This window comes from Microbispora sp. H10885 (assembly GCF_014161415.1).
GTDB classification, from domain to species: Bacteria; Actinomycetota; Actinomycetes; order Streptosporangiales; family Streptosporangiaceae; genus Microbispora; species Microbispora triticiradicis.
In genome coordinates this window covers 110,197-135,543 of sequence record NZ_JABBWY010000009.1, presented here as the reverse complement: position 1 = coordinate 135,543, position 25,347 = coordinate 110,197, and the positions used below count along the sequence as shown (strand labels likewise).

The 25,347-nt window shown below is 70.4% G+C and carries 23 protein-coding genes, 1 pseudogene and 1 riboswitch; of the genes and pseudogenes, 14 read left to right on the top strand and 10 right to left on the bottom strand.

Annotated features, from left to right (window positions below; translation table 11 throughout):
* The first annotated feature begins 519 nt into the window (after nt 1-519).
* From HHX37_RS24200 to HHX37_RS24180, 5 genes are all read left to right on the top strand, one after another.
* Nucleotides 520-1,728: a hypothetical protein gene (locus HHX37_RS24200; protein ID WP_182886881.1), complete on the top strand. Its 1,209-nt coding sequence runs from the start codon at nt 520-522 to the stop codon at nt 1,726-1,728.
* 576 nt (nt 1,729-2,304) lie between these two features.
* Nucleotides 2,305-2,439, top strand: a riboswitch (cyclic di-AMP (ydaO/yuaA leader).
* A 13-nt stretch (nt 2,440-2,452) separates the two neighbouring features.
* Nucleotides 2,453-3,127, top strand: a complete 675-nt coding sequence (locus HHX37_RS24195) for a CHAP domain-containing protein (RefSeq protein ID WP_182880968.1) — start codon at nt 2,453-2,455, stop codon at nt 3,125-3,127.
* 351 nt (nt 3,128-3,478) lie between these two features.
* Nucleotides 3,479-3,757: a hypothetical protein gene (locus HHX37_RS37070; RefSeq protein WP_259406720.1), complete on the top strand. Its 279-nt coding sequence runs from the start codon at nt 3,479-3,481 to the stop codon at nt 3,755-3,757.
* Between the two features lie 85 nt (nt 3,758-3,842).
* Nucleotides 3,843-4,682 (top strand): helix-turn-helix domain-containing protein, encoded by an 840-nt coding sequence (locus HHX37_RS37885; RefSeq protein ID WP_220503098.1) that lies wholly within the window; start codon nt 3,843-3,845, stop codon nt 4,680-4,682.
* Nucleotides 4,683-4,747: 65 nt separating this feature from the next.
* Nucleotides 4,748-5,329, top strand: a complete 582-nt coding sequence (locus HHX37_RS24180) for a dihydrofolate reductase family protein (RefSeq protein WP_182880970.1) — start codon at nt 4,748-4,750, stop codon at nt 5,327-5,329.
* A gap of 109 nt (nt 5,330-5,438) precedes the next feature.
* On the opposite strand, the gene HHX37_RS24175 is transcribed toward HHX37_RS24180, so the two are convergent.
* From HHX37_RS24175 to HHX37_RS24165, 3 genes are all read right to left on the bottom strand, one after another.
* The gene (locus HHX37_RS24175) at nt 5,439-6,185 is read right to left on the bottom strand and encodes a class I SAM-dependent methyltransferase (protein WP_220503097.1); all 747 of its coding nucleotides are present in this window, start codon (nt 6,183-6,185) and stop codon (nt 5,439-5,441) included.
* 19 nt (nt 6,186-6,204) lie between these two features.
* Nucleotides 6,205-6,780: a TetR/AcrR family transcriptional regulator gene (locus HHX37_RS24170; protein WP_259403588.1), complete on the bottom strand. Its 576-nt coding sequence runs from the start codon at nt 6,778-6,780 to the stop codon at nt 6,205-6,207.
* 262 nt (nt 6,781-7,042) lie between these two features.
* Complete coding sequence (locus tag HHX37_RS24165; protein WP_182886880.1) at nt 7,043-8,458, bottom strand: FAD-binding oxidoreductase; 1,416 nt, start codon at nt 8,456-8,458, stop codon at nt 7,043-7,045.
* Nucleotides 8,459-8,594: 136 nt separating this feature from the next.
* Between HHX37_RS24165 and HHX37_RS24160 the strand changes: the two genes are divergently transcribed.
* Nucleotides 8,595-9,056 (top strand): MarR family winged helix-turn-helix transcriptional regulator, encoded by a 462-nt coding sequence (locus tag HHX37_RS24160; protein WP_182886879.1) that lies wholly within the window; start codon nt 8,595-8,597, stop codon nt 9,054-9,056.
* A gap of 210 nt (nt 9,057-9,266) precedes the next feature.
* Nucleotides 9,267-9,413 carry a hypothetical protein gene (locus HHX37_RS24155; RefSeq protein WP_182886878.1) on the top strand — a complete coding sequence of 49 codons (147 nt, stop codon included), beginning with the start codon at nt 9,267-9,269 and terminating at the stop codon, nt 9,411-9,413.
* A 23-nt stretch (nt 9,414-9,436) separates the two neighbouring features.
* Here HHX37_RS24155 and HHX37_RS37060 read toward each other — a convergent pair whose 3' ends face one another.
* Nucleotides 9,437-10,534 (bottom strand): SRPBCC domain-containing protein, encoded by a 1,098-nt coding sequence (locus HHX37_RS37060; protein WP_182880974.1) that lies wholly within the window; start codon nt 10,532-10,534, stop codon nt 9,437-9,439.
* Complete coding sequence (locus HHX37_RS24145; protein WP_182886877.1) at nt 10,531-10,875, bottom strand: ArsR/SmtB family transcription factor; 345 nt, start codon at nt 10,873-10,875, stop codon at nt 10,531-10,533. The genes HHX37_RS37060 and HHX37_RS24145 overlap by 4 nt, the downstream gene beginning before the upstream one ends.
* Before the next feature lie 187 nt (nt 10,876-11,062).
* Here HHX37_RS24145 and HHX37_RS24140 point away from each other — a divergent pair, with 187 nt between their 5' ends.
* The gene (locus HHX37_RS24140; RefSeq protein WP_259406719.1) at nt 11,063-13,168 is read left to right on the top strand and encodes a HelD family protein; all 2,106 of its coding nucleotides are present in this window, start codon (nt 11,063-11,065) and stop codon (nt 13,166-13,168) included.
* Nucleotide 13,169: 1 nt separating this feature from the next.
* On the opposite strand, the gene helR is transcribed toward HHX37_RS24140, so the two are convergent.
* Nucleotides 13,170-15,317: an RNA polymerase recycling motor ATPase HelR gene (gene helR / locus HHX37_RS24135; RefSeq protein ID WP_182886876.1), complete on the bottom strand. Its 2,148-nt coding sequence runs from the start codon at nt 15,315-15,317 to the stop codon at nt 13,170-13,172.
* A 231-nt stretch (nt 15,318-15,548) separates the two neighbouring features.
* The gene (locus HHX37_RS24130) at nt 15,549-16,199 is read right to left on the bottom strand and encodes a TetR/AcrR family transcriptional regulator (RefSeq protein WP_310740500.1); all 651 of its coding nucleotides are present in this window, start codon (nt 16,197-16,199) and stop codon (nt 15,549-15,551) included.
* A 210-nt stretch (nt 16,200-16,409) separates the two neighbouring features.
* Between HHX37_RS24130 and HHX37_RS24125 the strand changes: the two genes are divergently transcribed.
* Entirely contained in the window at nt 16,410-18,089 is a 1,680-nt protein-coding gene (locus HHX37_RS24125; protein WP_182886875.1) for an ABC-F family ATP-binding cassette domain-containing protein, read from the top strand.
* 10 nt (nt 18,090-18,099) lie between these two features.
* On the opposite strand, the gene HHX37_RS24120 is transcribed toward HHX37_RS24125, so the two are convergent.
* Nucleotides 18,100-19,299 carry a hypothetical protein gene (locus HHX37_RS24120; protein ID WP_182886874.1) on the bottom strand — a complete coding sequence of 400 codons (1,200 nt, stop codon included), beginning with the start codon at nt 19,297-19,299 and terminating at the stop codon, nt 18,100-18,102.
* A gap of 150 nt (nt 19,300-19,449) precedes the next feature.
* Nucleotides 19,450-20,595 (bottom strand): FAD-dependent monooxygenase, encoded by a 1,146-nt coding sequence (locus HHX37_RS24115; RefSeq protein WP_182886873.1) that lies wholly within the window; start codon nt 20,593-20,595, stop codon nt 19,450-19,452.
* A gap of 86 nt (nt 20,596-20,681) precedes the next feature.
* Between HHX37_RS24115 and HHX37_RS24110 the strand changes: the two genes are divergently transcribed.
* The 3 genes and pseudogenes from HHX37_RS24110 (at nt 20,682) to HHX37_RS24105 (ending at nt 22,220) form a co-directional block, all read left to right on the top strand.
* Nucleotides 20,682-21,218, top strand: coding sequence for a TetR family transcriptional regulator (locus HHX37_RS24110; RefSeq protein WP_182886872.1), 537 nt, complete (start codon nt 20,682-20,684; stop codon nt 21,216-21,218).
* 55 nt (nt 21,219-21,273) lie between these two features.
* Nucleotides 21,274-21,387, top strand: a pseudogene (locus HHX37_RS37055) (VOC family protein); the annotation flags it as partial.
* Between the two features lie 293 nt (nt 21,388-21,680).
* On the top strand, nt 21,681-22,220 hold the full coding sequence (locus HHX37_RS24105; protein ID WP_310738101.1) for a DUF1062 domain-containing protein: 540 nt from the start codon (nt 21,681-21,683) through the stop codon (nt 22,218-22,220).
* Nucleotides 22,221-22,259: 39 nt separating this feature from the next.
* Here the strand turns inward: HHX37_RS24105 and HHX37_RS24100 are convergent, their stop codons facing one another.
* Nucleotides 22,260-22,820: a hypothetical protein gene (locus HHX37_RS24100; RefSeq protein WP_182886871.1), complete on the bottom strand. Its 561-nt coding sequence runs from the start codon at nt 22,818-22,820 to the stop codon at nt 22,260-22,262.
* 177 nt (nt 22,821-22,997) lie between these two features.
* On the opposite strand from HHX37_RS24100, the gene HHX37_RS24095 reads away from it, so the two are divergent.
* Together HHX37_RS24095 and rox are read left to right on the top strand one after the other, a co-directional pair.
* Nucleotides 22,998-23,606 (top strand): TetR/AcrR family transcriptional regulator, encoded by a 609-nt coding sequence (locus tag HHX37_RS24095; RefSeq protein WP_182886870.1) that lies wholly within the window; start codon nt 22,998-23,000, stop codon nt 23,604-23,606.
* A 315-nt stretch (nt 23,607-23,921) separates the two neighbouring features.
* Nucleotides 23,922-25,346 (top strand): rifampin monooxygenase, encoded by a 1,425-nt coding sequence (rox, locus tag HHX37_RS24090; RefSeq protein ID WP_220503126.1) that lies wholly within the window; start codon nt 23,922-23,924, stop codon nt 25,344-25,346.
* Nucleotide 25,347 lies beyond the last annotated feature (1 nt).

The following is a 25,347-nucleotide window of genomic DNA, read 5'->3' as shown; positions in this document are numbered from 1 at the left end:
ACGTGTCACACGCCGGCGGCCGGTACGTCGCAGGCGCGAACCGGTGTCGTAGGCGGTACAGCACCCCTCACCCGTGACCGTCACGCGAATGCCGCGGGAACATGAGAAGGAATCCAGCGCGACGTGATTTCCCCTATGAGCTGGGCCGTCGCCGCTCAGCGTTGTTTTTTCGGCAAGAACCATTGGGACGCATGAGGATCGCGGGATTGGCCCGGTCTGTGACGATGTCCGGTTGCGGGCGTGCATATCAGGCCGGTAATGAGATGCCGGAAGACGTAATTTCGGGCCTCGGGTCGGTGCGGTATCCGCCGAAAATCCAGCGCATATCTCTGAGCAGCGGAAACGTCGAGGTCATGGAGTGGGGCGCCCGGTGGGATTTTGCGGAGGCTCGGCCGCCTGTCGCAGAACCCTTGTACAGGCGCATCACCGCTCATAAACTCGATGTAATGACAGCCGTGTGATTTGTCGTATCTCGCGCGCTGCCGAGCGCACGTCCGTGACGGTCCTGGAGGAGACGCCATGCCGCTTCCCGATCAACCTGTCGATGGAACGCTCGTGCACCGCCCGCGTCCTCGCAGGGCCGACACCGGGAATGCCGACATCAGCGGAGACGTCTACACCGAATTGGACGGCCTCCGCTACACCATTCACTTGAGCAAACAGGCGGTCATCTGGATCGACGGCATGGAGAAGCTCTTCGATCAGCTTCTGAACGCGTCCATGGAGGCGATCGAAGAACTCGCGCCGCTCTTCGAGGCGATAAGTATCTATATCGACGCCGAGGCGGAGTCGATCAAGGTGGTGTCGAACGGCGTATCAGACGGAAGGGTCAAACTGGTGGGATATATCCCCGATCCTACCGTGATGCCGGAGCCGGACGAGGGCTACGTCCCCCCGGGAGGATGGGACCCCCCGGCCACCGTGAACGGCCTGCGGTGGTGGACTGTCAACTCCATCAGCCTCTACAACAAGCGTTGGGCCTTCACCGCCACCAATTCGAATCCGGACGAGTCCTCGGTGTCGTCGATCTACTTCTCCACCGAGTACGACGGGAACTCCATGCACGTCAACCCCCGGGATTTCCGGAGTACCTACGGATGGCCCTGCCTCCAGGGCCATGCGGAGTTCGACAGCGGGCTGGACACGTGCACCTTCGTCCCCCGCACCGGAATGTGGTGGCTGTTCAACGGCCCGTACTGCGCGAGAACGAACGGCTACGGAGACTCTCTCACCTGGTCGCCGTCGAGACTGACGGAGACGTGGACCGGGCTCGGCCGGATCGACCGCGGAGACTTCGGTCAAGAAGAGAAAGACCACTGGGCCAACGGAATCTCCTGCGCCACGACCGACGGCAACGGCTACTACTGGCTCACCGCGGGAAACCGGGTCGCCGTCCTCGAACCGAACAGCGGAGATTTTCTGCCCATCGCCGGCTGGGACCGTCCCAGGGATCTGACTGAAATATGGCCGGCTCTCCAACACCTGGAGGAGGCCGGAATCATGGGCGACCAGACCCTGAAAGCCCTGTGCTGGGCACACAACGGCAACAGGGCGAAATGGTTTCTGGTCTTCCACAGCACGCTCTTCACCAATTACCCCGACGACGGCTCGGGCAGTTTCGGTTACAACTTCATCGCGTGCCAGTCCGACACGGAGGACTGGTACTACAGCTGGAACGCCATGTTCAACTACCTGAACGGCCCATGGCCGTACCCGTCCTGCGATTGACCGCACCGCCCGGGGTGACGCCATGAGGACGATGGTCGTCTCCGAGCCGGCGGCGCCGCGCCGCCTCGTCCCCGCGCGGGGACGGCGGCGTACACCGGCGTGAACAGCACTGCCCGGCGCGACTTGTAGTACTGCTCGCACAACGGCAGGTGGTTGTGCGGATCTTGGCCGCCATCCGGTCCGGCGTGGTGTAGCCGGGCGACTCCCGACTGGTGCGGTCGATCGATGCCAACGCGCACCTCGAAGGTCACGGGGCCGCGTTGCACTTCACCCCAGGCGCTCAGCCATGCCACCAGCACGTGGTTCGGCCTCCCCCCAGGTCAGCGAGGCGCGTTCGCTGTGAGCGAACAGAGGTGTGAGCAGAGGAGAAGAAGGGGAACGCGGCAACCCCGGCGGGGCGGGCGGACCCGTTCTTTGCCCCCGCCCGCCCGGCATCTCACCAGGTAAAACCCGACTTGTCATGACTTGACTGGTTTGGACGCGTCTATTACGTTTTGGGCAACTCGGGGCCCACTTGCTCATCTCAGTGGTCAAGAAAGCCCACCTCACACCGACGCGGCCGGCCGATCTCGGCCTGCCGTTCGGCTGCCTAATCCGCGCAAGCGGAGCCGGGGACCCAACCTCTTCCTGGGGTGAATCGGCATACCTGCCGTAGGGCGACTTCCAGCCCGAACCCGTCAGCTAACCCGGTCGGCAGCATGGAAGCAAAGGGAGTCCGCCCATCATGCACGCCCTCACGACCTGTCTGCGCACGGCCCTCGCCGGCGGAGTCCTCGCCTCGGCCGTGGCGATCGCCCCGCCCGCCGCGCAGGCGGCGGACAACCCGGCGGCCGGCAAGGGCACGGCCGCTGTAGCCGCGCCGTCCCTGACCGAGATCGCCGCCCGGCTGCCCAAGGTCGGCCCCCAGGACGTCATCAAGCTGGCCGCGAGCCAGGTCGGCATCAGCGAGGACGCCGACGGCGGCGGGACCAAGTTCCAGGAGTGGTACATGACCAGCCCGCGCGCCCGCGAGACCCTTGCGCGGGACGGCGGGGCGCTGGAAGAGTACGAGAACGCCCCCTGGTGCGACATGTTCGTCTCCTGGGTCGGCCAGCAGCTCGGCATCCAGCCGGTCATGGGTTCCGACGCCTACACCGTGGAGCACGCCCGCTGGTTCGCCGACCACGGCCGCTGGGGCCGTACGCCCAAGCCCGGGGCCGTGGTGTTCTTCAGCTGGAGCGGCAGCAAGAAGATCGGCGACATCCAGCACGTCGGCTTCGTCGTCAGGGACAACGGCAACGGCACCATCCGCACCGTCGAGGGCAACACCGGGAACGGAGCCGTCGAGGCCCGCACCCGCCCCACCTGGCAGGTCGCCGGGTACGGCTACCCGGTCTACCCCGCCGAACTCGCCTCCTGACGAGATCCCCGCAGGAATACTCGACCAAGAAGCCTCAGAGCCGCGGCGAACCCGGGCCCCTATGACCGGGGTCTCGTGTTCACGACCGCGGCTCTCGGCTTGTGGCCGGGTCAGTGATCAGCGGGTTCCCACCACGTCATGAACTCGCATTTCATGGCGCAGCGCGCCGCGATGCGTAGCATCGACGGTCGTGTACACGATCGGGGAACTGTTACGGCAGTGGCGGCATCGCCGGCCGCTCAGCCAGCTCGATCTCGCGATCGCCGCCGACGTCTCAGCCCGTCACGTCAGCCTGATGGAGACCGCGAGCCGTACCCGGCGCTGGTCATCGATCGTGGACGGAACATCGCGATGGCCAACCGAGCCATCGACCCGTTCCTCGCGAATGTCGCCCCCGACCTGCTGCGGCCGCCGATCGACATGGTGCGGCTGGGATTGGACCCGCGCGGGTTCGCTCCCCAGATCGTCAATCTGGCCGAGGTGCGCTCGCTGCTTCGTACCCGCATCGCGCGTCAGCTCGCCACCGCTCCCGACCCCGAACTCACGGCGGACGCGGAGAGCGCCGCCTACTTCACCATGTCCGACGTCGGTGCCGACGCGAGGAGTCGTACCGACCTGCCGACTGCGTAACGCCGGACGCTCACCCGTTCCGGCGGCAGCGCGGCTGGACCGTCTCGGCGCTCGATGCCGGCGGGGCGTCGGCGATACTGTCGACGTGGAGTACGTGTCCAGAGTGCCGCGACCGCCGCTGGACAGGCTGATCGACGACCTTTACTACCTGGAGGGTGCGCCGCCGTACGCCCGGCTGACGCTGCCGCCGATGCCGGCGGCGTTGCTCATCGTCAACCTCGGGGCGCCGTTCCGCATCCGCGCCGCCACCGACATCGAGACGGCCGAGTACGCCGACGGCTGCGTGGTCACCATGCCCACCCGCGCCTTGGAGTTCGGCTACCCACTCCGGACCCGGTCCGTCGGCGTGCACGTCAAGCCGTGGGGGCTGGCGCCGTTCCTGCCGATGCCCGCGGCCGAGCTGTGTGACCGGCCGGTGACGGTAGAGCAGGTTTGGGGCCGGCCCGCCGTCGCCGAGCTGCGAGACCGGCTGGCCACGGCGGGCGGACCGCACGAGATGCTGACGCTGCTCGAGGAGGAGCTGATGCGACGGCTGTGCGAGACCACCGGCCTGGGACTGGTCCGCCATACGAGCAGCGTCATCGCGGCGACCAGCGGGGCGGTGGCGATCGGCGACCTGCGCGTGGCAGCCGGTGTCAGCAGCACCCATCTGACGCAGCGGTTCAAGGAGCTCATCGGCGTCACGCCGAAGCGGCTGGCCCGCACCTACCGCTTCGCCGCCACCGTGTTCGCGATCGACCCCGCCGGACCGATCGACTGGGGCGACCTCGCCGGTGGCGCGGGCTACTTCGACCAGGCCCACTTCGGCCACGAGTTCCGGGCGTTCACCGGGCTCACGCCGACCCGGTACGTCGAAGTCCGGCGGCGGTTCCTGCGCGAACATCCCGGCCACGTGATGGACGGCTGGCCGCTGCCGGCCGATTGATTTCTTACAAGAGCGACAGCTCACGACACGCTAATTTGGGGCACCCCGAAGCAGAGGAGAGCCCCGTGGGCAAGGTGGTCATGTACAGCTCGGTGTCGGTGGACGGCTTCGTCGCGGACGAGAATGACCAGCCCGGGCCGCTGTTCGACTGGTTGTCCAGCGGTGACGTCCCATTGGACGAGAGCGGCGAGCTGAAGGTGTCGCAGACGTCCTACGACTACACCAGGGCGTACTGGGACCAGATCGGAGTCACGATCGTCGGCCGCCACGTCTTCGACCTGACGGACGGCTGGGACGGCAAGCCGCCGAGCGGCATCGACCACGTTGTCGTCGTGTCGCACCGGCCGATGCCCGAGGGCTGGGACCCCCAGGCGCCGTTTCACTTCGTCGACGGCGTCGAGGCAGCCGTGGCCAAGGCGCAGGAGCTCGCGGGTGACCGCTTGATCGAGGTCGCCGCCGGCGACGTCGGTGGCCAGGTGCTTGCCGCAGGCCTGATCGACGAGGTGCGCATGGACGTCGTACCCGTCGTGTTCGGGTCCGGCAAGCGCTACTTCGGGTCGATCCACGCGCAGCACCTGTTGGAGGATCCTGACGTGGTGATTCAGGGCAACCGGGTGCTTCACCTGCGCTATCGGGTGCGCCGTTGACCGATCTGAGCGGGTACGCGAAGAAGCTGCACGAGTCTTACCGACACCCCGACTCGCCGCGTCGCCGCCGGCGTGGTGGCTGTTCTCACGGGCTGGAGACTGCGGGGGTTCAAGCGACCAGCAGGCGAAGGCCAAGCTCGGCCGCCTCGAGATCGAGGAGTTCTCGGTTGCGCTCGGCCCACCGGCCGGATGCGAGGTCGTCACGGAGGCTGTGCACCGCACGCCGCTCGGCATCCGGCCCGACCCTGGCCCAGACCGATATCCCGCGACGGACGTTCTCGTCCAGGTACGCCTCCGGCCGGCGCCAGTACGCCTCGAAGAAGCCGTCGGCGCAGTCCCACGGAATGAGCACCGGCTCCATCCGGGCACCGATCGCACCGGCCAACTCGGTTACCGAAGGCCGGCCGGTGCGGAGGTCCGCGACCTCAGGCAGGTAGTCGCGGGTGAGCCAGAACCGGCGAAGCCATCCGGCGTCACTGGTGTCGTGCGTGAACACCACCACCCGGCGCGCGACCCGCCGCATCTCGCGCAGGCCGGCGATCGGGTCCTGCCAGTGATGAACGGAGGAGACAGCCATCGCGGCGTCGAAGGACCGGTCGGCGAACGGCAGGTTCTCGGCAGACCCGGCCAGGCACGGCGCCGCCTCCGGAGCGCGCTGCGAACGCATGAGCGCCGACGGTTCCACCGCGAGCACATGGCGGTCGGGGGGTTCGTAGGACCCGGTCCCCGCCCCGACGTTCAGGATGGTCCGGGCATCGCCGAGCGCGGCCCATATCCGCTCAGCGATGCGCGGTTCGGTGCGCCGTGTCACCGTGTAGGCGGCACCGATGGTGTCGTACAACTGCGCGCCGGACATCGGCACCGCCCTTCGGTCGTCACCCGTCGTCCCCGCCATGGTGCGCGGTGCCGCGGCCTCGCACCAGAGGCAGGTACACCTCGTCGACGATCTCGACGAGGACGTCGTCGGGCGCGGTGGGCACCCCGCGTACGACGAACTCGTTGCGCAGCAGGACGACGGCCACCGTGGCGACGCGGGGATGGAGCGCCTCGGGGGACGCCTCGCCGCGCGCGACCGCCCGCCCCAGGATCGTCAGCCAGGCGGCGGCCGCGGCGTCGCCGGACTGCTCCGGCAACTGCGTGAGGAACTCCTGCGCGCCGCCGGCGGCCGATATCAGCTCGCGCAGGATCGCGCCGAGGGGGGAGCTCCAGTGGCGGTTGGCCCGGCGCAGCATCTCCAGGACGTCGCCGCGCACGTCGCCGGTGTCGGGCGGTTGCACCGCCGTGACCAGTTGCCGGTAGGCGGCGATGCCGAGCGCGAGACGGCTGGGCCAGCGGCGGTAGATGGCGTTCTTGTTGGTGCCGGCGCGGGTGGCGACCTTGTCCATGGTCAGCCCGGCGTACCCCGATTCGAGCATCTCGTCCACCGCGGCGCGCAGGATCGCCTCCTCCAAGGAGGCGCCGCGCCGCCGTGTACGCCCCGCCCCCGGAGGTTTGACCGAGTCGTTCACCGCGAGCCTTCCGCTTACAACCGCGCGTACCTTACCTGTGGATCTGGTGGGAAGGTTAGCGAACCAGCAAGGTACCCGGCGTACCGCGAAGCGAGAAGACGGCTGATGGTGCGGGCGTTGCGGCGGGTGGAGGACATCGCCCGGTTTCGGTTGGGGCGGGTGCGGGTCTGGGTCTCGTCGCCAACGCGGTCGCGCTATGCGGGGTTCACGGCTTGGCAGGTGGGATGTTGTGATTGAGCCGGAAAGTGTTTTCAGGATCGTAGACGGCCTTGATTTCGGTGAGGCGCTGGTAGTCGTCGCGCTCGTAAGCTGAGCGCACCTCCTTGGCGGCGTCCTCGCCGTTCATGAAGTTCAGAAGGCGGCCGCCGGTGCTCCACGGGGTGAGCGCTTCGAGCATGCGTTTGTGCGCCGGCCGGATTTCGGTGATGTCGGCTCGTTCCAGCCGGGAGACCACGTTGAACAGGTAGCGCGCGTCTCGGTGGCCCACGGCGTTGGCGACGGTCGGCGGGAGGGCAAGTCGGCCGCCGAGGTGACGCAGTTCGAAGATGTGCGGCAGCGGCGCGTGGGGTGGGGCCAGATCGAGGATGGTGCGTACCGCCGTGGTGTCGAGCTCGCCGAGCAAGGTGGTGCCGGCCTCGATGAATCCGGGAAAGGGTGGATCGGCGTAGATGGACCCGGCTTCCGTGTAGGGCAGTACGCCGAGGGTGTCACTCATCGGGCCGAGTGCCCGCAACGGCTTGACCAGGTTCTCGGCGGCATCGAGTACGTCCGCGGCGTAGGCGATGCGGACGTGGACGGCCTGCCGGCCTCGCAAGGCCTCCGGGAACGCAGGGATGTCCGGGTAGGACATCTGCATGATCGACGAGCTCATCTCATCGGGCATGTTGGCCGTCCAGCGTAGGTAGGTGTCGAACACCTTGGCGGCCACTTCACCGGGGAACTGCAGTGATCCGCCGTAGAGGGTGGTGATCGGCACGAGACCGATCTCGATGCCGGTCACCACACCGAAGTTGTCCCGGCCGCCGCGCAGTCCCCAGAACAGGTCCGGGTAGGACTTCTCGGTGACATGCCGTAGTCGGCCGTCCGCTGTGACGACGTCGAGGCTGCGTACGTGATCGGCGGCGTAACCGTAGCGCCGGGAAAGCAGACTGAGCCCTCCTGCCAGGGTGTAGGCCACCACGGCGAGGCCCGGATAGGAGCCTGACAACGGCGCCAACCCGGCAGGCGCGGCCTCGTGGATCACTTCGTCCCATCGGGTTCCGGCTGCCACCCAGGCCGTGTTCGCCTCGAGGTTCAATCGGACACCCGTCATCCGAGTGGTGTTGATCAGCACTCCACCCTCACCGGCGATGCCGGCTGACGCATGTCCGGTGCCCTGCACGGCCACCGGGAGCGCGTGACTTCTCGCGAATTCCACCGCGGCCCGCACGTCCGCGGTTCCGGTCGCGCCGACCACGAGGTCGGGCCGATGCTGACGAGCGAGCTGATACCCGGCCCGTTCGGTGTCGTAGCCCTCGGCTTCGGGTGTGAGCACCGGACCTCTCACCCGCTCAGCCAGGGCCTTGACCTCGGCTGGGTCTATGTCGGCGGGCTGGAAGCGTTGGGGCCTTGAACTGCTCATGATCATTCCCTCTGGGTTGTCGCCATTGGCGCTCGATCAGCCGGAGCGGACGCAAATAGTAAGGCGACCGTACTATCATTCGGCGCGGTATTGTCAAGTCGCCTGACGAATCGCGGCGGAAGAAGGGGCACTCGGGATGATGACGCGCACCGGAAGGCAGGGCGACCAAGGTGCGAGCGAGATCCCACTTCCCGCCTTGTTCACGCAGGCCAAGGAAGTCACGCTCGCGGAGCTGCACCGGCGGCTCGATGCGGAGGGATTCGAGGGGATCCGTTACAGTCACGGCGCCGTTTTCCGGTTCATCGATGCCGAGGGCTCGCGGCTGACCGTGCTCGCTGAACGCTCGGGGCTCTCCAAGCAGGCACTCGGTGAGGTGGTTACCGAGCTCGAACGGCACGGCTACGTCGAGAGGACGATCGATCCCGACGACCACCGTGCCAAGATCATCCGACTGACCGAACGGGGAATGAAGGCGCGGGTTGCCGCCGCGCGGATCCTCGGGGACATCGAGCGGCGGTGGGCGCAGCACCTCGGCCGGGATCGGATCGCCGGCATGCGCATGGTGCTGGAAGAGGTCGTCCGCTTCGAAAAGGGCTAAGCAGGGGGCGGGGACAAGCAGCCCAAACCGCCCGAACCCGCCCCAGCACGGCCAGTCGATCGAAGACGCCGCCGTCCTCGCCGCAGGCGGTTCCGTGCCTGCGGCGCTGGACTCCTACGATGCCCGGCGCCGCCCCCGCACCCAGGCCGTCGCCTGCGCCGCCCCCGCACCCAGGCCGTCGCCTGCGCCGCCCGCCAGGCCGGTCATCAGATGATCAATGCTGGACCGGTCACCCATGCCCTGGCCGTTCTCGCCCTCCGGCTCACGCCCTCGACGCTGTGGGCGCGCCTCGCGCCCCGTACGCTCGGTGTCCTGTGGGACTGGACGCCCCCGGCCCTGCCTGAACCGCACAGCTGACCCGCCGAGTCATCCGCCTGTCCTCACTTGACCACACGGTAGGTCAGGTGCTCGGCGGCCGGGGTGGACACGGACTCGAGCGGCTCCAGGCGCAGGGACTCGGGCATGCCCTCGGGGAACAGCGACGTGCCGCCGCCGAGGATGATCGGGGCGAGGTGGATCCGGAGGACGTCCACCAGGCCGGCGCGCAGGAACGCGTCCGCGATCGTGCCGCCTCCCAGGATCACGATGTCCTTGCCGCCGGCGGCGGCACGCGCCTTCTCCACGGCACTGTCGAGGCCGTCGGTGACGAAGCGGAACCGTTCGCCCAGCCGCACCTTCTCGGGTCGCGAGTGGGTGACGACGAAGACGGGCGGGGCGGCGATCTGGTCCTGGTCGTGGCCGTAGCCCACCTCGTCGTTCCATCCCTTCGGCCCGTCGACGATGTCGAAGGTGCGCCGGCCCATGATGACCGCGCCGGTGTCGGTGAAGGACTTGTGGAGGATCTCCGCGTCGCGCGGCGTACGGTCGTCCGTCACCCAGGCGTGCAGCGGTTCGCCGCCCACCCCCAGTCCGTGTTCGAGGTCGACGCCCGGCGCGCTGACGTACCCGTCCAGCGACATCGAGATGTCGACGACGACCCGGCTCGCCTCCGGGCGGCCCTCGGCCGGGTCGTGTGCCAGCTCGCCGAGGCGGTCCATCGCGTCGCGGATGCCGCGCTCCATCCCGCTGGCGATCATGGCGTCACGGGCCTCGACGGTCGGGAACACGGACCGGGTCCACAGCCGGGTGCGTCCCCCGAGGTCCTCGAACGTCGCCGAGTCGAGGCTGACGACATCGGGCGTGCCCTCGTGCTCGAAGGTCTGGACGATCCGCTCGCCAGGGGTGACGGTGTGGAAGACGCCGCGGAAGACGTGCTCGTTGCCCTCGACGTCGCGGTGCACGTAGCGGTACGCCCCGCCCGGGCGCGCGTCGAACTCGATGAGGCGCATCTCGATGTCACGCGGGCCGAGCCAGCGGGTGACCAGCTCGGGGTCGGTGTACGCGCGGAAGAGCCGCGCGGGCGGCGCGTCGAACTCGCGGACGACCTCGATGAACGGGCTGCCGGGCTGGGCCGTGATGGTGGTCGGGTTCTCGATCATGGTTCCTGCTCCCTTATCTCGCCGAGTACGTCGTCGAGGCGCCGGAACTGCCCCTCGCGGGTCAGCCGGTAGGTGTCGATCCAGCTTGTCAGCTCCTCGAGCGCCGCCGGGTTCAGACGGCACGGACGGCGCTGGCCGTTACGGCTCCGCGTGATCAGCCCGGCCGCCTCCAGCACCTGGATGTGCCGCGACACGGCCTGCTTGGTGATCGGGAACGGCTCCGCGAGCTCGTTCACGGTCGCCTCGCCCCGCGACAGCCGGGCGATCAGCGCGCGCCGGACGGGGTCGCCCAGTGCGGCGAACGCCCGGTCCAGGCGATCCTCCGCCTCGTCAATCGACATCTTTATCAACCAACCTCTTTATCAACCGATGTGTTGATAATAGGCACGGAGCCGTGGCCGGGACAAGGGGTGGCGGCGTGAAAATCGCGAGCAGTGGCGGGCGGTCGGCTCGGATAAGTAAGTCAAGCCTTACTTTCGCGGGAATCGGGCCGCATAGTGGAGGGCCGAGCCGAGAGGAGGGCTGCTGTTGCCGCAGTTCGACGAGGATGCCGCAGGACAGGTCGAGGTGGAGCAGGCCCACGTGGCCGCCATGTACGGGCTGCTCGACGAGCAGCTGGCGGATGCACGTGCCCGGCTGGCTGACGTGTTGAGGTCGTCGGCCGGCAGCGCGGGCGAGGCGTACGCGCGCGATGTCGAAGCGGAGCGTCTGGCGCGCCGGCTTCGCCGGCTGGAGGGGGCCGAGGAGGGGCTGGCGTTCGGCCGGATCGACGGCGCGGACGGAACCGTCCTGCACGTCGGACGGCTCGGTCTGCACACCGGCGATCGGGAGCTGCCGCTGCTCGTCGACTGGCGAGCGGAGGCGGCGCGGCCCTTCTACGCGGCGACGGCCGTCCACCCGATGGGCCTGCGGCGGCGCCGTCATCTGCGGGTCGAGGGCCGTACGGTCCGTGCGGTGAGCGACGAGCTGCTGGACGGATCCGCGCCCGCGGTCGGCGACGTCGTCGGCGACGGTCCGTTGACGGAGGCACTCGAGGCACGGCGGACGGGGCGGATGCGGGCCGCCGTGGCGACGCTGCAGGCGGAGCAGGACGAGATCGTCCGGTCCCCGCACCGGGGCGTGACGGTGGTGCAGGGCGGCCCCGGCACGGGCAAGACCGTCGTCGCGCTGCACCGGGCGGCGTACGTGCTGTACGCGTTCCCGGGCGCCGCCGCACGCGGGGTGCTGGTGCTCGGGCCGAACGCGCGGTTCCTCGACTACGTCTCCCGGGTGCTGCCCTCGCTCGGTGAGAACGACGTGCTCCTGGCGACCTGCGCGGAGCTGGCCGGGGTGGTGCCCGCCGCCACGGAGCCGTTCGATGTCGCGCGCCTCAAGGGGGATTCGGCGCTGGCCGGGGCGCTCGCGGACCTGGTGCGCTCCCGGCAGGCACCGGGCGGCGGGTTCGCGGTGCGTGCGGGGCAGGAGTGGGTCCGCCTGACGAGCGTGGACGTCGCGGCGGCACGGCGGGCCGCGGTGGCGAGCGGCCTGGCGCACAACCGCGCGCGGGAGGTGTTCAAGGAGCACCTGGTCGACATGGTCACGGACGCCCTGGAGCGCGGCGCCGTCGAGGCCCTCGAACTCATCGACGCCGAGGTCGCCGAGAGCACGGGCATGGATCTCGACGCCGCGGCCGCGGCCGATCTGCGGGCTCTCGGCTTCGACGACGCGCCGGCCGCGGATCCGGCCGAGGTGTTCGACGCGGATGCCGTCCGCGCGGACCTCGCGGGCGACGCCGGCGTCGACCGTGCGGTGGAGGCCCTCTGGCCGCGGCTGGCACCCGAGACGGTCGTACGGGCGCTGCTGGCGGACGCTCCCACGATGGAAAGGCATCTGCCGTCGCTCTCCGGTGACGAACACTCCCGGCTGGCGCGCTCCCCCGACGCCCCGTGGACCGATGCCGACGCACCGCTGCTGGATGAGGCGGCGGCCCTGGTGGACGGGCCGCCGGAGCGGACGTTCGGGCACGTCGTGGTCGACGAGGCTCAGGAGCTGACCGCGATGCAGTGGCGGATGGTGATGCGCCGGTGCCCGGCCAGGTCGATGACGCTGGTGGGCGACTTCGCCCAGGCGGGCCCCGCGACCGCCGCGGGCGACTGGTCCCAGGCGCTGGGCCCGCACCTGGGCAGCCGGTTCGCCCTGCACACCCTGACCGTCGGTTACCGCACGACCCAGGAGATCCTGGCGACCACCCACGGCCTGCTCGCCCGGATCGCCCCCGGCCAGACGCCGAGCCGGTCGATCCGCAACGGCGAGCCTCCCCGCGGCCTCGCCGCATGTCCGCACACACTCGCCGGCACGGTGGCCGAGGAACTCCGGGCGCAGGCCGCGGCACACCCGGGCGAACTGCTGGCCGTGATCTGCGCGGATGACCGGGTCGAGGAGATGGCGTCCGCGGGTGTCGCACAGTGGGCGCGTCTCGTGCCGGCTTCCGAGGCCCGCGGCCTGGAGTTCGACGCGATCGTCGTCGTCGGCCCGGAGGAGATCGTCGCGGCCCGTCCCAGCGGGGAGCGTGACCTGTACGTCGCCCTCACCCGTGCCACCAGGAGACTGTGCACGATCGCCGTACACCGACGCGGGGCACCCGGCGACGGCTGAATCAGGGGCTGGTGAGGATGACGAGCTGCCGGGTCGCCCGGGTCATCGCGACATAGCGGTCGACCGCTCCTTCGACGCCGTCGCCGAACGCGCCGGGGTCGACGAGCACGACCAGGTCGAACTCCAGCCCCTTCGACAGCTCCGGGGTCAGCGACCGGACGCGTGGCGTCTCCTCGAACGTGGGGTCGCCGATGACGCAGGCGATCCCCTCGGCGTGCTCGGCGAGCCACGTGCCGAGCACCGTGCCCAGCTCCGACACCGGGCCGTACACGACGGGGACGCCGCCGCTGCGGATCGAGACCGGCACGTTCGCGTCGGGGAGCACGGCCCGGATGACCGGCTCGGCCTCCGCCATGACCTCCTCCGGCGTCCGGTAGTTGATGCTCAGGGAGGCCAGGGTGATCCGGTCGAACCCGATCCGTTCCAGCCGTTCCCGCCACGACTCGGTGAACCCGTGCCTCGCCTGGGCGCGGTCCCCCACGACGGTGAAGCTCCGGGACGGGCAGCGCCGCAGCAGCATCCGCCACTCCGCGTCGGTCAGTTCCTGAGCCTCGTCCACGACGATGTGCGCGAACGGGCCGGCGAGCTGGTCCGGATCGCCGGTGGCCAGCCCGGCCTCGTCGACCAGGGCGTCGCGCATGTCCTGCCCGCGGAGCATCGACATCACGAGCATCTCGGAGTCGTCGGCCTCGATCAGGTCCTCGACGACCCGGGTCATGTGCTCGCGCTGGGCGGCGACGGCGGCATCGTTCCGGCGCCTGCGGCGGGACGCCTCCGGGTCGCCGAGCCGCTGCCGCGCCGCGTCGAGGAGCGGCAGGTCGGACACCGTCCAGGCCTGCGCGTCCGCGCGCTGCAGGACGCGGATCTCCGCCACGCTCAGCCAGGGCGCGCACATCCGCAGGTAGGCGGGCACCGACCACAGGTCTCCGACGAGGTCGGCCGCCTCGATCAGGGGCCAGGCCCGGTTGAAGACCGTGAGCAGCTCCCTGTCGCGCAGCAGCGACCGGCGGACCAGGTCGGGCGGGGCGTCGCCGTCGTGCCGGTCCACCAGGATCGTGACCAGCTCCTCCCAGATGAGGTCGCGGGCGTCGTTGTGCGGGGTGCCGGGTTCGGCCGCCTCGAACGCCTCGGCCCAGTCGTCGGGGCTCAGCCACACCTCCGACCAGGGGGTCGTGACCGTCATCCCCGTGGCCGGCGGGTTCTCGTAGAACCTGACGGCCGGCTCGATCGCCTCCACCAGGCGGGCGGACGACTTCAGGCGGGCCGCCTCGGGGTCGGTCTCGGTCCCGGCCGAGGCTCCCTCGGTGACCAGGTCCCGCAGGGTGCAGGTCCGTACGCCGTCCTCCCCGAGGCTGGGCAGGACGTCGGAGACGTAGGCGAGGTAGGGCTGGTGCGGGCCGACGAACAGCACGCCGCCCCGGCGCCGGCCCAGGCGGGGATCGGCGTACAGCAGGTAGGCCGCGCGGTGCAGGGCGACGACGGTCTTGCCCGTGCCGGGACCGCCGTCGACGACGAGAGCGCCGCGCGATCCCGCGCGGATCACGGCGTCCTGGTCGGCCTGGATGGTGCCGAGCACGTCCCGCATCCGCGACGACCGGCTGCCGCCCAGGCTGGCGATGAACGCGGACTGGTCGTCCAGCGCGGCGTTCCCCTCCAGCCCGTCCGGGGTGAACACCTCGTCCCAGTAGTCGCTGACGCGGCCCCCGGACCAGCGGTACCGGCGGCGGCTCGCCAGGCCCATCGGGTTGGCGTGGGTGGCGCCGAAGAACGGCTCGGCCGCCGGGGAGCGCCAGTCGAGCAGCAGCCGGCGGCCCGCGCTGTCGGTGAGGCCGAGCCGCCCGACGTACACGGGCTCGGAACCGTCCGCGCCGACCATGCGCCCGAGGCACAGGTCCAGGCCGAAGCGGCGCAGCGTACGCAGGCGGGCGGTCAGCCGGTGGATCTCCAGGTCGCGGTCCAGCGCCTCGCGGCCCTCGCCGCCGGGCGCCCTGAGCTCGGCGTCGAGACGGCCGGACAGCTCGGCGACCGACTGATGCAGGCTCTCCGCGATGGCCGCGAAGTGCCGCTCGTCCTCGGCGATCAGCTCCGGGCCGGTCTTGTGGGACAGGTGGTCGGGAAGGTCGAACGCGCTGGTGGTCAAGGGGTTCACGGCATCAGCTCCGATCCGGTCCGGTGGTGCGCCGGCGTCCCCCGTGGGCGCAGGCCCGGCCTCGGCCGACGATTGTGCGGCACGACCGGGGTCTTGTGGCAAGCCCCCCGGTGCGCTATAGGTTGAGAGTGGAAAGGTGCGGACAAACCCCTTTCCGCCCGATCGCCGACCACCTGGATCGCATCTGTGTGCGCCCACCGGGTCGGCACATACTCCTCGTGGGCGGCTCCCTCACTCTCCGGAAGACCCGCGGCCACGACGGGCGTGGCGTGCGGCGCCGATAGATGCCTCGACGGTGGCGTGGATACCGTCAAGGAGCCAGGTGAGGCCGAGGGCGAAGCTGGAGTCCCAATCGCTGTCCGCGGCGAGAGGGCCATGGGCGGCGAGGACGGGGTACCGCTCACGGTCGGCGCGGAAGCGATCCTGAGCGGCGGCTCGCGTGGCCTGCTCTCCCCCGGCCGTCCAGGTCGCCTGCATGAGCGCGGAACCGATGACGTAGTTGGACAGGCCGTACGCGGCGGCGGTCAGGTGCGGCCCGGTCACCCCGGCGTCCAGGAGGGTGGCGTACAGGAACTCGCTGCGGGCGAGCACGTTGGGGCCGAGCATCGGACGGCCGAGCAGCGCCGCCGACCAGGGATGTTCCAGCAGGACGGCACGCCACCCGCTGACCAGCGCGGTGATGCCGGCACGCCAGTCCTGGCCGTCCGCGCGCGGGATCTCGACCGCTGCGAAGATCGCGTCGAGGGCGAGGTCGAGGACGTCGTTCTTGGTCTTGACGTGCCAGTACAACGTCGTGGAGCCGGTCCCGAGGCGCTCGGCGAGCCGTCGCATGGTCAGCCGGTCGGCGCCTTCCTCATCCAGGAGGGTTATGGCCTCGGCCACGATCCGGTCGCGACTCAGCGGCGGAGCTTCGCGCGCCGCCCGTGCAGGCGGTCGCAGCCACACGTCCCCTGGCGAACCCGAGTGCTTCGTTCCCAACTCGTCCCTCCTCGTCCTTGCGCGGGCCAGTCTAGTATCGTGGTCGAGGACCGGATCAATGATCCGGTGGTCGAACGTCGTTCCAGAGGGAGTCGTACAGCAGGGAGGAACACGGTGGCGGGACATGTCGAGGTGGACCGGCTCACCTACGTCCTGCCGGACGGGCGACTGCTTCTTCACGAGGCGTCGTTCCGCATCGGCGCCGGCGTCAGGGCCGGGCTGGTGGGACCGAACGGTGCGGGGAAGACCACTCTGCTGCGGCTGATCGCCGGAGACCTGCGACCGGACGACGGCCGGGTGGCCTGCTCGGGTGGGCTGGGGGTGATGCGGCAGTTCATCGGCAGCGTCCGCGACGACCGGACCCTGCATGATCTGCTGCTGTCAGTGGCCCCCGACCGGGTCCGCACCACCGCCGTGGCAGTGCGACGGGCGGAATCGGCGCTGGCGGAACGCGGCGACGAGACGACGCAACTGGCCTACGCGCAGGCGATCAGCGACTACGCCGACGCGGGCGGCTACGACATGGAGGTGGTGTGGGACACCTGTGCGACAGCGGCCCTGGGTCTGCCCTACGACGAGGTCCGGGAACGCCCGGTAGGCACCCTGTCGGGCGGTGAGCAGAAGCGCGTCGTCCTGGAGGCGCTGCTGCGCGGACCGGATCAGGTCCTGCTTCTGGACGAGCCGGACAACTACCTCGACGTGCCCGCCAAGGTATGGCTGGAAGACCAGCTGCGCGGCACATCCAAGACCGTGCTGCTGGTCTCCCACGACCGGCAGTTGCTGGCCAACGCGACAGACCGCATCGTGACCGTGGAGTCGCGCGGCGTCTGGGTCCACGGCGCGGGCTTCGCCACCTACGCCGAGGGCCGCCGGAACCGCATCGACCGGCTGGAGGAACGGCGCCGCCGCTGGGATGAGGAGCACACCAGACTCAGGCGCCTGGTGCAGACCCTCCGGCAGACGGCGGCCAACAACGACGCCCTCTCCTCCGCCTACCGGGCCGCCCGTACCCGGCTGTCGAGGTTCGAGGAGGCGGGCCCGCCCGAGCGCCCGCCCAAGCGGCAGAACGTGCGGATGCGGCTGCGCGGCGGCCGGACCGGCAAACGCGCTGTCGTCTGCGAATCCCTGGAACTCACCGGACTGATGCGGCCGTTCGACGTCGAGATCTGGTACGGCGAACGCGTGGGCGTCCTCGGGTCGAACGGTTCGGGCAAGTCTCATTTCCTGCGATTGCTGGCCGAGTCGGCCGACGGCGGGGTCCCCTCGGTGCGCCACAGCGGCTCCGTACAGCTGGGCGCCCGGGTCGTGCCCGGCCACTTCGTGCAGACCCACGCCAGGCCCGACCTGCACGGCCGTACCCCCGCCGGGCTGGTCACGGCCGGGCATGCCCTCACGCTGAACGAAGCCATGGCCGCACTGGCCCGCTACGAACTCGCGCCGGCGGCCAATCAGCGGTTCGAGACCCTGTCCGGCGGTCAGCAGGCCCGGCTGCAGATCCTGCTGCTGGAACTGTCGGGAGCGACGCTGCTGCTGCTCGACGAGCCGACCGACAACCTCGACCTGGCCAGCGCCGAGGCCCTGCAACAGGGGCTCGGGTCCTTCGCCGGCACCGTGCTGGCCGTCACCCATGACCGCTGGTTCGCCGCCGACTTCGACCGCTTCCTCGTCTTCGGCGCCGACGGAACCGTCTACGAGAGCGGCGAGCCGGTCTGGGACGAAGCTCGTGTCACGCGTGCCCGCCCGGCCCGTCCGTCGGCTTCGGCCGAGGAGCCGATCCGGCGCGCCCGGACCTGATCGCCGTACGTCACCGGTCCGGCGGCGGGGCCTCCCCCGCGGCCCGCAGCTCCGCGGCGACCGCCCGCTCACGCAGCTGGGCGGCCTCGGACCTGGCCACGTCGAGCTGCGAACGCAGGTCCGCCAGCCGCGCCCGTTCCAGTGACAGCTCCAGCGACAGCTCGGCCTGGACCCGATCCCGCTCGGCCGCCGCCGACCGGGACTCCCCCGCGGCGCGCTCCGCCTCCGCGCCCGCGGCCCGGGCACGCGCCTCGGCCTGCGCCGCCTCGGCGCGCAGGCGGGCGGCCTCCGCTACCACCTCCTCGCGGGCCGACTCGGCGGCCTGCGCCCGTGACAGCGCCCGGTCGCGTTCGTCCTGGGCCTGGGCGACGGCCCGGTCGCGCTCGGCCTCCGCCCGCGCCACCGCGCGGTCACGCTCGGCCTCGGCCGACTGGGCCCGGGCCAGCGCGGCGGCGCTCGCCTGCTCCGACTCCCGGTGCGCGCGGCGGGCCAGCTCGGCCTCCGCCCGCGCCTCGCGCGCCTCGGCCTGCGCCTGGTCGCGTTCCGCACCGGCCCGCGCCGCCCGTTCCCGCACCTGCCGCACCTCGGCCGTGGCCTTGTCCACCCGGTCGGCGAGCTCGCGGACGGCCTGCTCGCGGGCGGCCTCGGCGGCCTCGGCCCGCCGGCCGGCCTGGTCGGCCTCCTGCCTGATCCGCCGTTCGGTGGCGGCCGCCTCGCGCAGCGCGGCCAGGGCCTGCTCGCGGGCGGTCTCCGCGTCGGCGAAGGCGGTGTCCCGCTCCGTGTAGGCCTCGTCCATCCGGCGGCGGGCCTCCTCCGCGTCCCGCCGCGCCTCCTCGGCGGCCTCCCGGGCGAGCCGCACCTGCTCCAGGGCCTGCTCCCGCTCGGCCCGGGCGATGGCGACGCTGGTGTGCGCCTCCGCCTGGACCGCGCTCAGCTTGGCCTCCACCCCCGCCGGGCTCAGCTCCTGCTCCAGCACCCGCGCCAGCGGGTCGATCGCCGCGGCGAGGCCCTTCTCCATCCGCTCGTACAGGTCCTCCACCCGCGCCAGCGCGCCCTCCAGGCCCGGGGTCGCGCGGCGCAGCTCCCGCTCCCGCTTGGCCGCCGCCTGGCAGTCGCCGTCCGGGCAGTACTCCCGCGGCCTGCCCCGCCGTACGGGCTGGTCGATGGGCGCCCCGCAGTGCTTGCACGCGGTCGTCACGGAGATCGTCACGACGGGCAGCCTAGCGATTTTCTGAATTTCTGGAAACAGAAAACAGAAAGACTCGATCCGTTGCGTGGCGTCCGCGCCCGGATAACTTTGGAGATGGGTAATTCTCGCAAGTTATCTTCTGGCGGCTCCGCCTGAAGGCCGGGCGAGGGTTCACGCGGTTTCCCGTCTGTTCAGACCGGACAACTGCCAGGCCAGCCGGGTGCGGACGGCGGGGACGCGGCCGGCCAGGGCGAGGACGAGGTTGCGTAACACGCGGCGGCCGTCGGCGGCGGTGGCCAGCCTGGTGAGCCGCCCGGCGAGGGCGATCACCTGCTCGGCCTGCGGGCGGCGGGTGGCGGCGTAGGAGTCGAGCAGGCTGTCCGGTTCGCCCTTGAGCACCCGTGCCAGCGTCTCGCCCAGGTGTACGGCGTCGTCGACGCCCAGGTTCATGCCCTGGCCGCCGGCGGGCGAGTGCACGTGGGCGGCATCGCCGGCCAGCAGGAGGCGGCCCCGCCGGTAGGTGTCGGCGATGCGGTGGTGGACGCGGAAGCGCGAGCTCCAGATCAGCTCCCGCACCCGCGCGGGCTCGGCCTCGGGGCCACGGGTGTCGAGCAGGTGCTGTACGAAGGGGATGCCGGGTTCCTTGGGGGCCTCGTCCACGGTGGCGACGATGCGGTGCAGGCCGCCGGGCAGCGGGGCGACGACGACCAGTCCCGCGGGCGAGAAGTACAGGGTGACCTCGTTCTGCGGCACGCCGCCGGACAGGCGGACGTCGGCCAGGACGAACGACTCGGCGTAGGTGCCGCCGGTGAAGCCGATCCCGGCGCTCTGGCGGACCGTGCTGTTCAGGCCGTCGGCGCCGATCAGGTAGGCGGCGCGGATCCGCCGCCCGTCGTCGAGGGTGGCGGTGACGCCGTCGGCGTCCTGCTCGACGCTGCTCACCCGGGCGGGCCTGATCACCTTGCCGCCGAGTTCGTGCAGGCGGGCCAGCAGGTGGGCCTCGGTGTCGGCCTGGGAGATCATCAAGGTGTAGGGGTAGGCGGTGGGCAGGCCGCCGAAGGGCACCGGCACCAGCATCTTGTCGCGGTCGCGGATGGCGAAGACCGGAGTGTGGAGGCCGTGCGCGGCCAGCCGGTCCGCCACGCCGTACGGCTCCAGGACTTCCAGGGTGCGGGGATGCACGACGGCGGCGCGGGAGGTGTTGGCGCCCTCCCCCAGCGCGTCCACGATCATGACCTGCCGGCCGTGCTGGGCCAGGACGATCGCGGCGGTGAGCCCGGCGGGTCCGGCTCCGACGACGAGCACTTCGGCGTTCATTGCGCCTCCTTGGTCAACGGTTGTTGGCATGAACGTAAGCCCGCCGCGAGTGGAATGTCAACGGCCGTTGGCCTACAATTGTTGACATGAGGAGATCCTCCGCCGAGACCAAGGCCGTGATCCTGGCCGCGGCCCGCGAACGCTTCGCCGCCGACGGCTACGACAAGGCCACCATCAGGGCCATCGCCGCCGACGCGCGGATCGACCCGGCCATGGTGATGCGCTACTTCGGCACCAAGGAGAAGCTGTTCGCCGCCGCGGCAGAATTCGACCTGGAACTGCCCGAGCTGGCGGCGGACCAGGCCGGCGCCGGGCTGGTCCGGCACTTCCTGCGTAAGTGGGAGGCCGACGAAGGGCTGCAGGTCCTGCTCCGCACCGGCGTGACGAACGAGACCGCCGCCGAGCGCATGCGGACGATCTTCGGCGGCCAGGTCATGCCGCTCGTGATCGGCCTGACCGGCGATCCGGAGCGCGCTCCCCTGCGGGCTTCCCTGGTCGCGTCGCAACTACTGGGCCTGGCCCTGTCCCGCTACATCCTGAAATTTCCGCCGATGGTGGCGGCAACGGAGGAAGAGCTCATCGCCTGGCTGAGTCCCACGGTCCAGCGCTATCTCACCGAGTGACACCACGGGGTCTCCGCGCTCCTCTCCGCCCGGAGCCGCCGGCCGGTGCCCGGACAAGGCTCGGGACGACTCGGCCCTCGGCCGGTTCTGGGCGGAGGCGCTCGGCTGGGGCGTCTCCAGCGAGGGGCCCGGCGTGACCAACGTCGAACCGGTGGGCTTCGCCTGGCCGCCCGGAGGGCAACGAGTTCTGCGTCCTCGCCCCGGGCTGAGGCGGAAAACCGGTTGAGCCGTCCTTCCGTGTTCCCGTAGTTTGCCTGCGGCCCGTAGCAGTGAGGACCGAGGACAGAACCGCGTGACCCCGCCTGCTCTTCAGACCTGACACCTTCTTCCGCTCACCCGTAGCCGACGCTCCCGTCGGTCTCGCCGGGCTGCCCTCGCGCGCCCGGTCGCACGGCGTCCGAGGCCGCGCCTAATCGGCCTCGTGTCAGGTCTAGAGAGATCATGTCTTCACAACCTCATATCGTGCTGCCCTGGGTCGTCCGCCGGACCAGGCTGCCTCTGCTGACGGTGCGTTGCGTGGGCTGCCCGTCGGAGTCGGCCACCACCGGCGAGGGCAGGTTCCGCGTCAACGCCAACGGCAAGCTGCTGGACGTGTGGCTGCTGGTCCGCTGCGTGTCCTGCGATCGGACGAGCAAGCTCACCGTGCACGAGCGGGTGCCGGTGAGATCCCTCGATCCGGCCGAACTCCACGGCTACCGCGTCAACGATCCGGAACTGGTGGCGTCCAGGCTGTTGGATCCGCTGCTCGCCCGGCGCAACCGCTTCACCCTGGACTGGACGGGGGCCTGGCGGCTGGACACCCCGGCGGCACGGGTCGACGGGGCGTGGCCGGTCCAGGTCGAGGTCGTCTTCGAGGACCCGGTGCCGGTGCGCCCCGACCGGCTCATCGCCCAGGGACTCGGCCTCAGCAGGAACGAGGTGCTCCGCCGGATCAAGTGCGACACTCCGCTGCGCCGTACGACGAGCAGCGGATTCGCGTTCGTCGTGATGGCCGGAGACTAGGGAATGCCGCCGTGGCGGGCCACCCGGCCCGCCACGGCTTCAGTCTCCCTTCGCGGCGCGGCCGAGACGGAGGGCCGAGATGAGGAAGAAGACGCCGCCGGGGATGGCGTAGCCGGCCGCGTTGATCAGCGTCGGGCCGGCCGAGGCGGCACCGACGATGAAGGACGCACCGGCGAGTACGGAGAGCCCGCCGCTGATGATCATCGGCCACTGACCGCTCATCCTGCGGCGAGTGACACCCACGAGCAACTGGACCAGCCCGGCCACGACCGCCCATACGCCCCACACGCGCAGCACCGCCGGGATGCCGGACGCGCAGGCGATGGCCACGCCGATGGCGGTGACCAGGCTGACGGCGATGTTCACGTACAGCAGGGCAGATGATCCGGTGTTGCGCGACGCACGGGCGTCGACGATGGCGGCGGCCACGTCGAACAGCGGGTAGAGCACGAGCAGGGTGACCGCGAGCGGACCCAGGTTCGAGGCGGTCGTGAACATCGCGAGGGCCCAGACGACGGCGAACGCGAACCGGACGAAGTACAGCCGCCGCAGTGCGGACGCGGTCCCGGAAATACCCGGCGAAGCGGCGATGGTGCTCATGGTGATCCTTCCAGCGGATGAGCGACGAGGAGAGCGGTTCGACGCGTCCGGCCTCTGCGATCAGGGGGCGACCGGCAAGGGCCGCGCTTGGTAGACCGAACGTTCTATCGCGGCTCAGCATGGCAATCGGCGACGCAGGCTGTCAAGACCGAACGTTCTACCCACTAGGATGGCGGTATGTCCCGCCAATCCGAAGGCCGGCCGTCCGAAGCGCGGTCCCGGCTGCTCAGCACGGCCACCCGGCTCTTCTACGCGGAGGGCATCCACGCCGTCGGCATCGATCGCATCGTCGCCGAAGCGCAGGTGACACGGGCCACCCTCTACCGGCACTTCCCCGGCAAGGAAGACCTCGTTCTCGCCTATCTGAACGAGGTCGACCGAGCCATACGGGGCCAGGCGGACGAGGCCATGGCCGCCGGACTACCGGCCGCCGGCACCATCCGGGCCCTCAGTGAGTCCATCGTCCAGGGCATCCAGTCCCCCGGCTTCCGGGGATGCGCCTTCCTCAACGCCGCCGCCGAGTATCCCGACCCCGAGTCCCCGGTCCACAGGGCCGTGCTCGCCCACCGCCAATGGTTCCTGGAGACCGTCACGGAACTGCTGGCCAAGATCCAGGAGACCGGCGCCGAGCCCGCCGCCCGCCACTTCGTGATGATGCGCGACGGCGCCATGGCCGCCGGCTGCCTGTTCGACCCCGTGCTGATCAGCGAAACCTTCCTCCGCGGAGTCGAGAGGCTCCTGGAGGTCTACGCCGTCACCGACTACAGCGGACCGGCGGGCGCCTGAAGCCGCGGGCCTGACGCGGTCAGGCCCCTGATCACGGATGCTCCGCACAGCCGTCCCGGCTCGGAAAAGGATTGGACGGGATGATGCTCGGGCTTGTAGCTTGCGGTCGACCGTGACACCGCCCGAGGAGGTGAGACCCATGAACGCTGTATCGACGTGGGTGCTCCCCCTTCCCGTCACGGCCGGCCGATCGACGTAGGTGTCGCCGGGAGCGCCTCGCCAACAAGGCACTCCCGAAAGGCAACACCTATGGACTTTCCGTTCGCCTCCGAGCCGTCGTCGGACGATGTGACCGAGCGCGACCGCGCGCCGTTCATGTTCGATGTGATCATCGCCGGGTGCGGTCCGACCGGTGCGATGCTGGCCGCCGAACTGCGGCTGCACGACGTACGGGTCCTCGTCCTGGAGAAGGAGACCGAGCCCGCGTCGTTCATCCGCATAGTCGGTCTGCATATTCGCAGTCTCGAACTGATGGCGATGCGCGGACTGCTCGAGCGCGTTCTCCCGCATGGAAGACAGCGTCCGGCCGGCGGTTTCTTCGCCGCCATCCCCAAACCCGTGCCCCAGGGCCTGGACTCCGCGTACGCCTATCTGCTGGGCATCCCGCAGCCGGTCATCGTACAACTGCTCGAAGAACACGCGATCGAACTGGGTGCGCAGGTCCGGCGCGGTTGCGCGGTCACCGGTTTCGAGCAGGACGACGAGGGTGTGACCGTCGAGCTGACCGACGGGCGACAGCTGCGTTCGCGCTACCTCGTCGGCTGTGACGGCGCGCGCAGCACGGTGCGGAAACTGCTCGGCGTCGGCTTCCCGGGCGAGCCCTCACGCAACGACACGCTGATGGGCGAGATGCACGTGAGCGCGTCGCGGGAGGAGATCGCCGCCAAGACGGCCGAACTCCGCGAGACCCAGCGGCCATTCTGGCTCCGGCCCTTCGGCGAAGGGGTCTACAGCATCGTCGTCCCGGCCGCGGAAGTCGGCGACCGGGCGAAGCCGCCCACGCTGGAGGACTTCCAGCAGCAGTTGCGCGCCGTCGCCGGAACCGATTTCGGGGTGCACTCCCCGCGCTGGATGTCCCGCTTCGGGGATGCCACGCGGCTGGCCGAGCGCTACCGGGTCGGGCGGGTGCTGCTGGCCGGCGACGCGGCACACATCCACCCGCCCATCGGCGGACAGGGCCTCAACCTGGGCGTTCAGGACGCGTTCAACCTCGGCTGGAAACTGGCCGCACAGATCCGCGGCTGGGCGCCGGACACACTGCTGGACACCTACCAGGCCGAACGTCATCCGGTCGCCGAGGAGGTGCTGGACAACACCCGCGCCCAGATGGAACTGCTGTCCGCCGAACCGGGCGCGCAGGCCGTGCGCAGGCTGCTCACCGAACTGATGGACTTCGACGAGGTGAACCGCCACCTGATCGAGAAGATCACCGCGATCGGCATCCGCTACGACTTCGGCGAAGGCCCCGACCTGCTCGGCCGCCGCCTGCGCGACATCGACGTGAAACAGGGCCACCTCTACGGGCTGCTGCATCGCGGCCGCGGCCTGCTGCTGGACCGCACCGAACGCCTGACCGCCGGCGGCTGGTCGGACCGGGTCGACCACCTCGCGGATCCCACCGCGGCACTGGATGTTCCCTGCGTCCTGCTACGTCCCGACGGCCACGTCGCCTGGATCGGCGACGACCAAGGGGACCTGGACGACCACCTCTCCCGCTGGTTCGGTAAGCCCACCGGCTGAT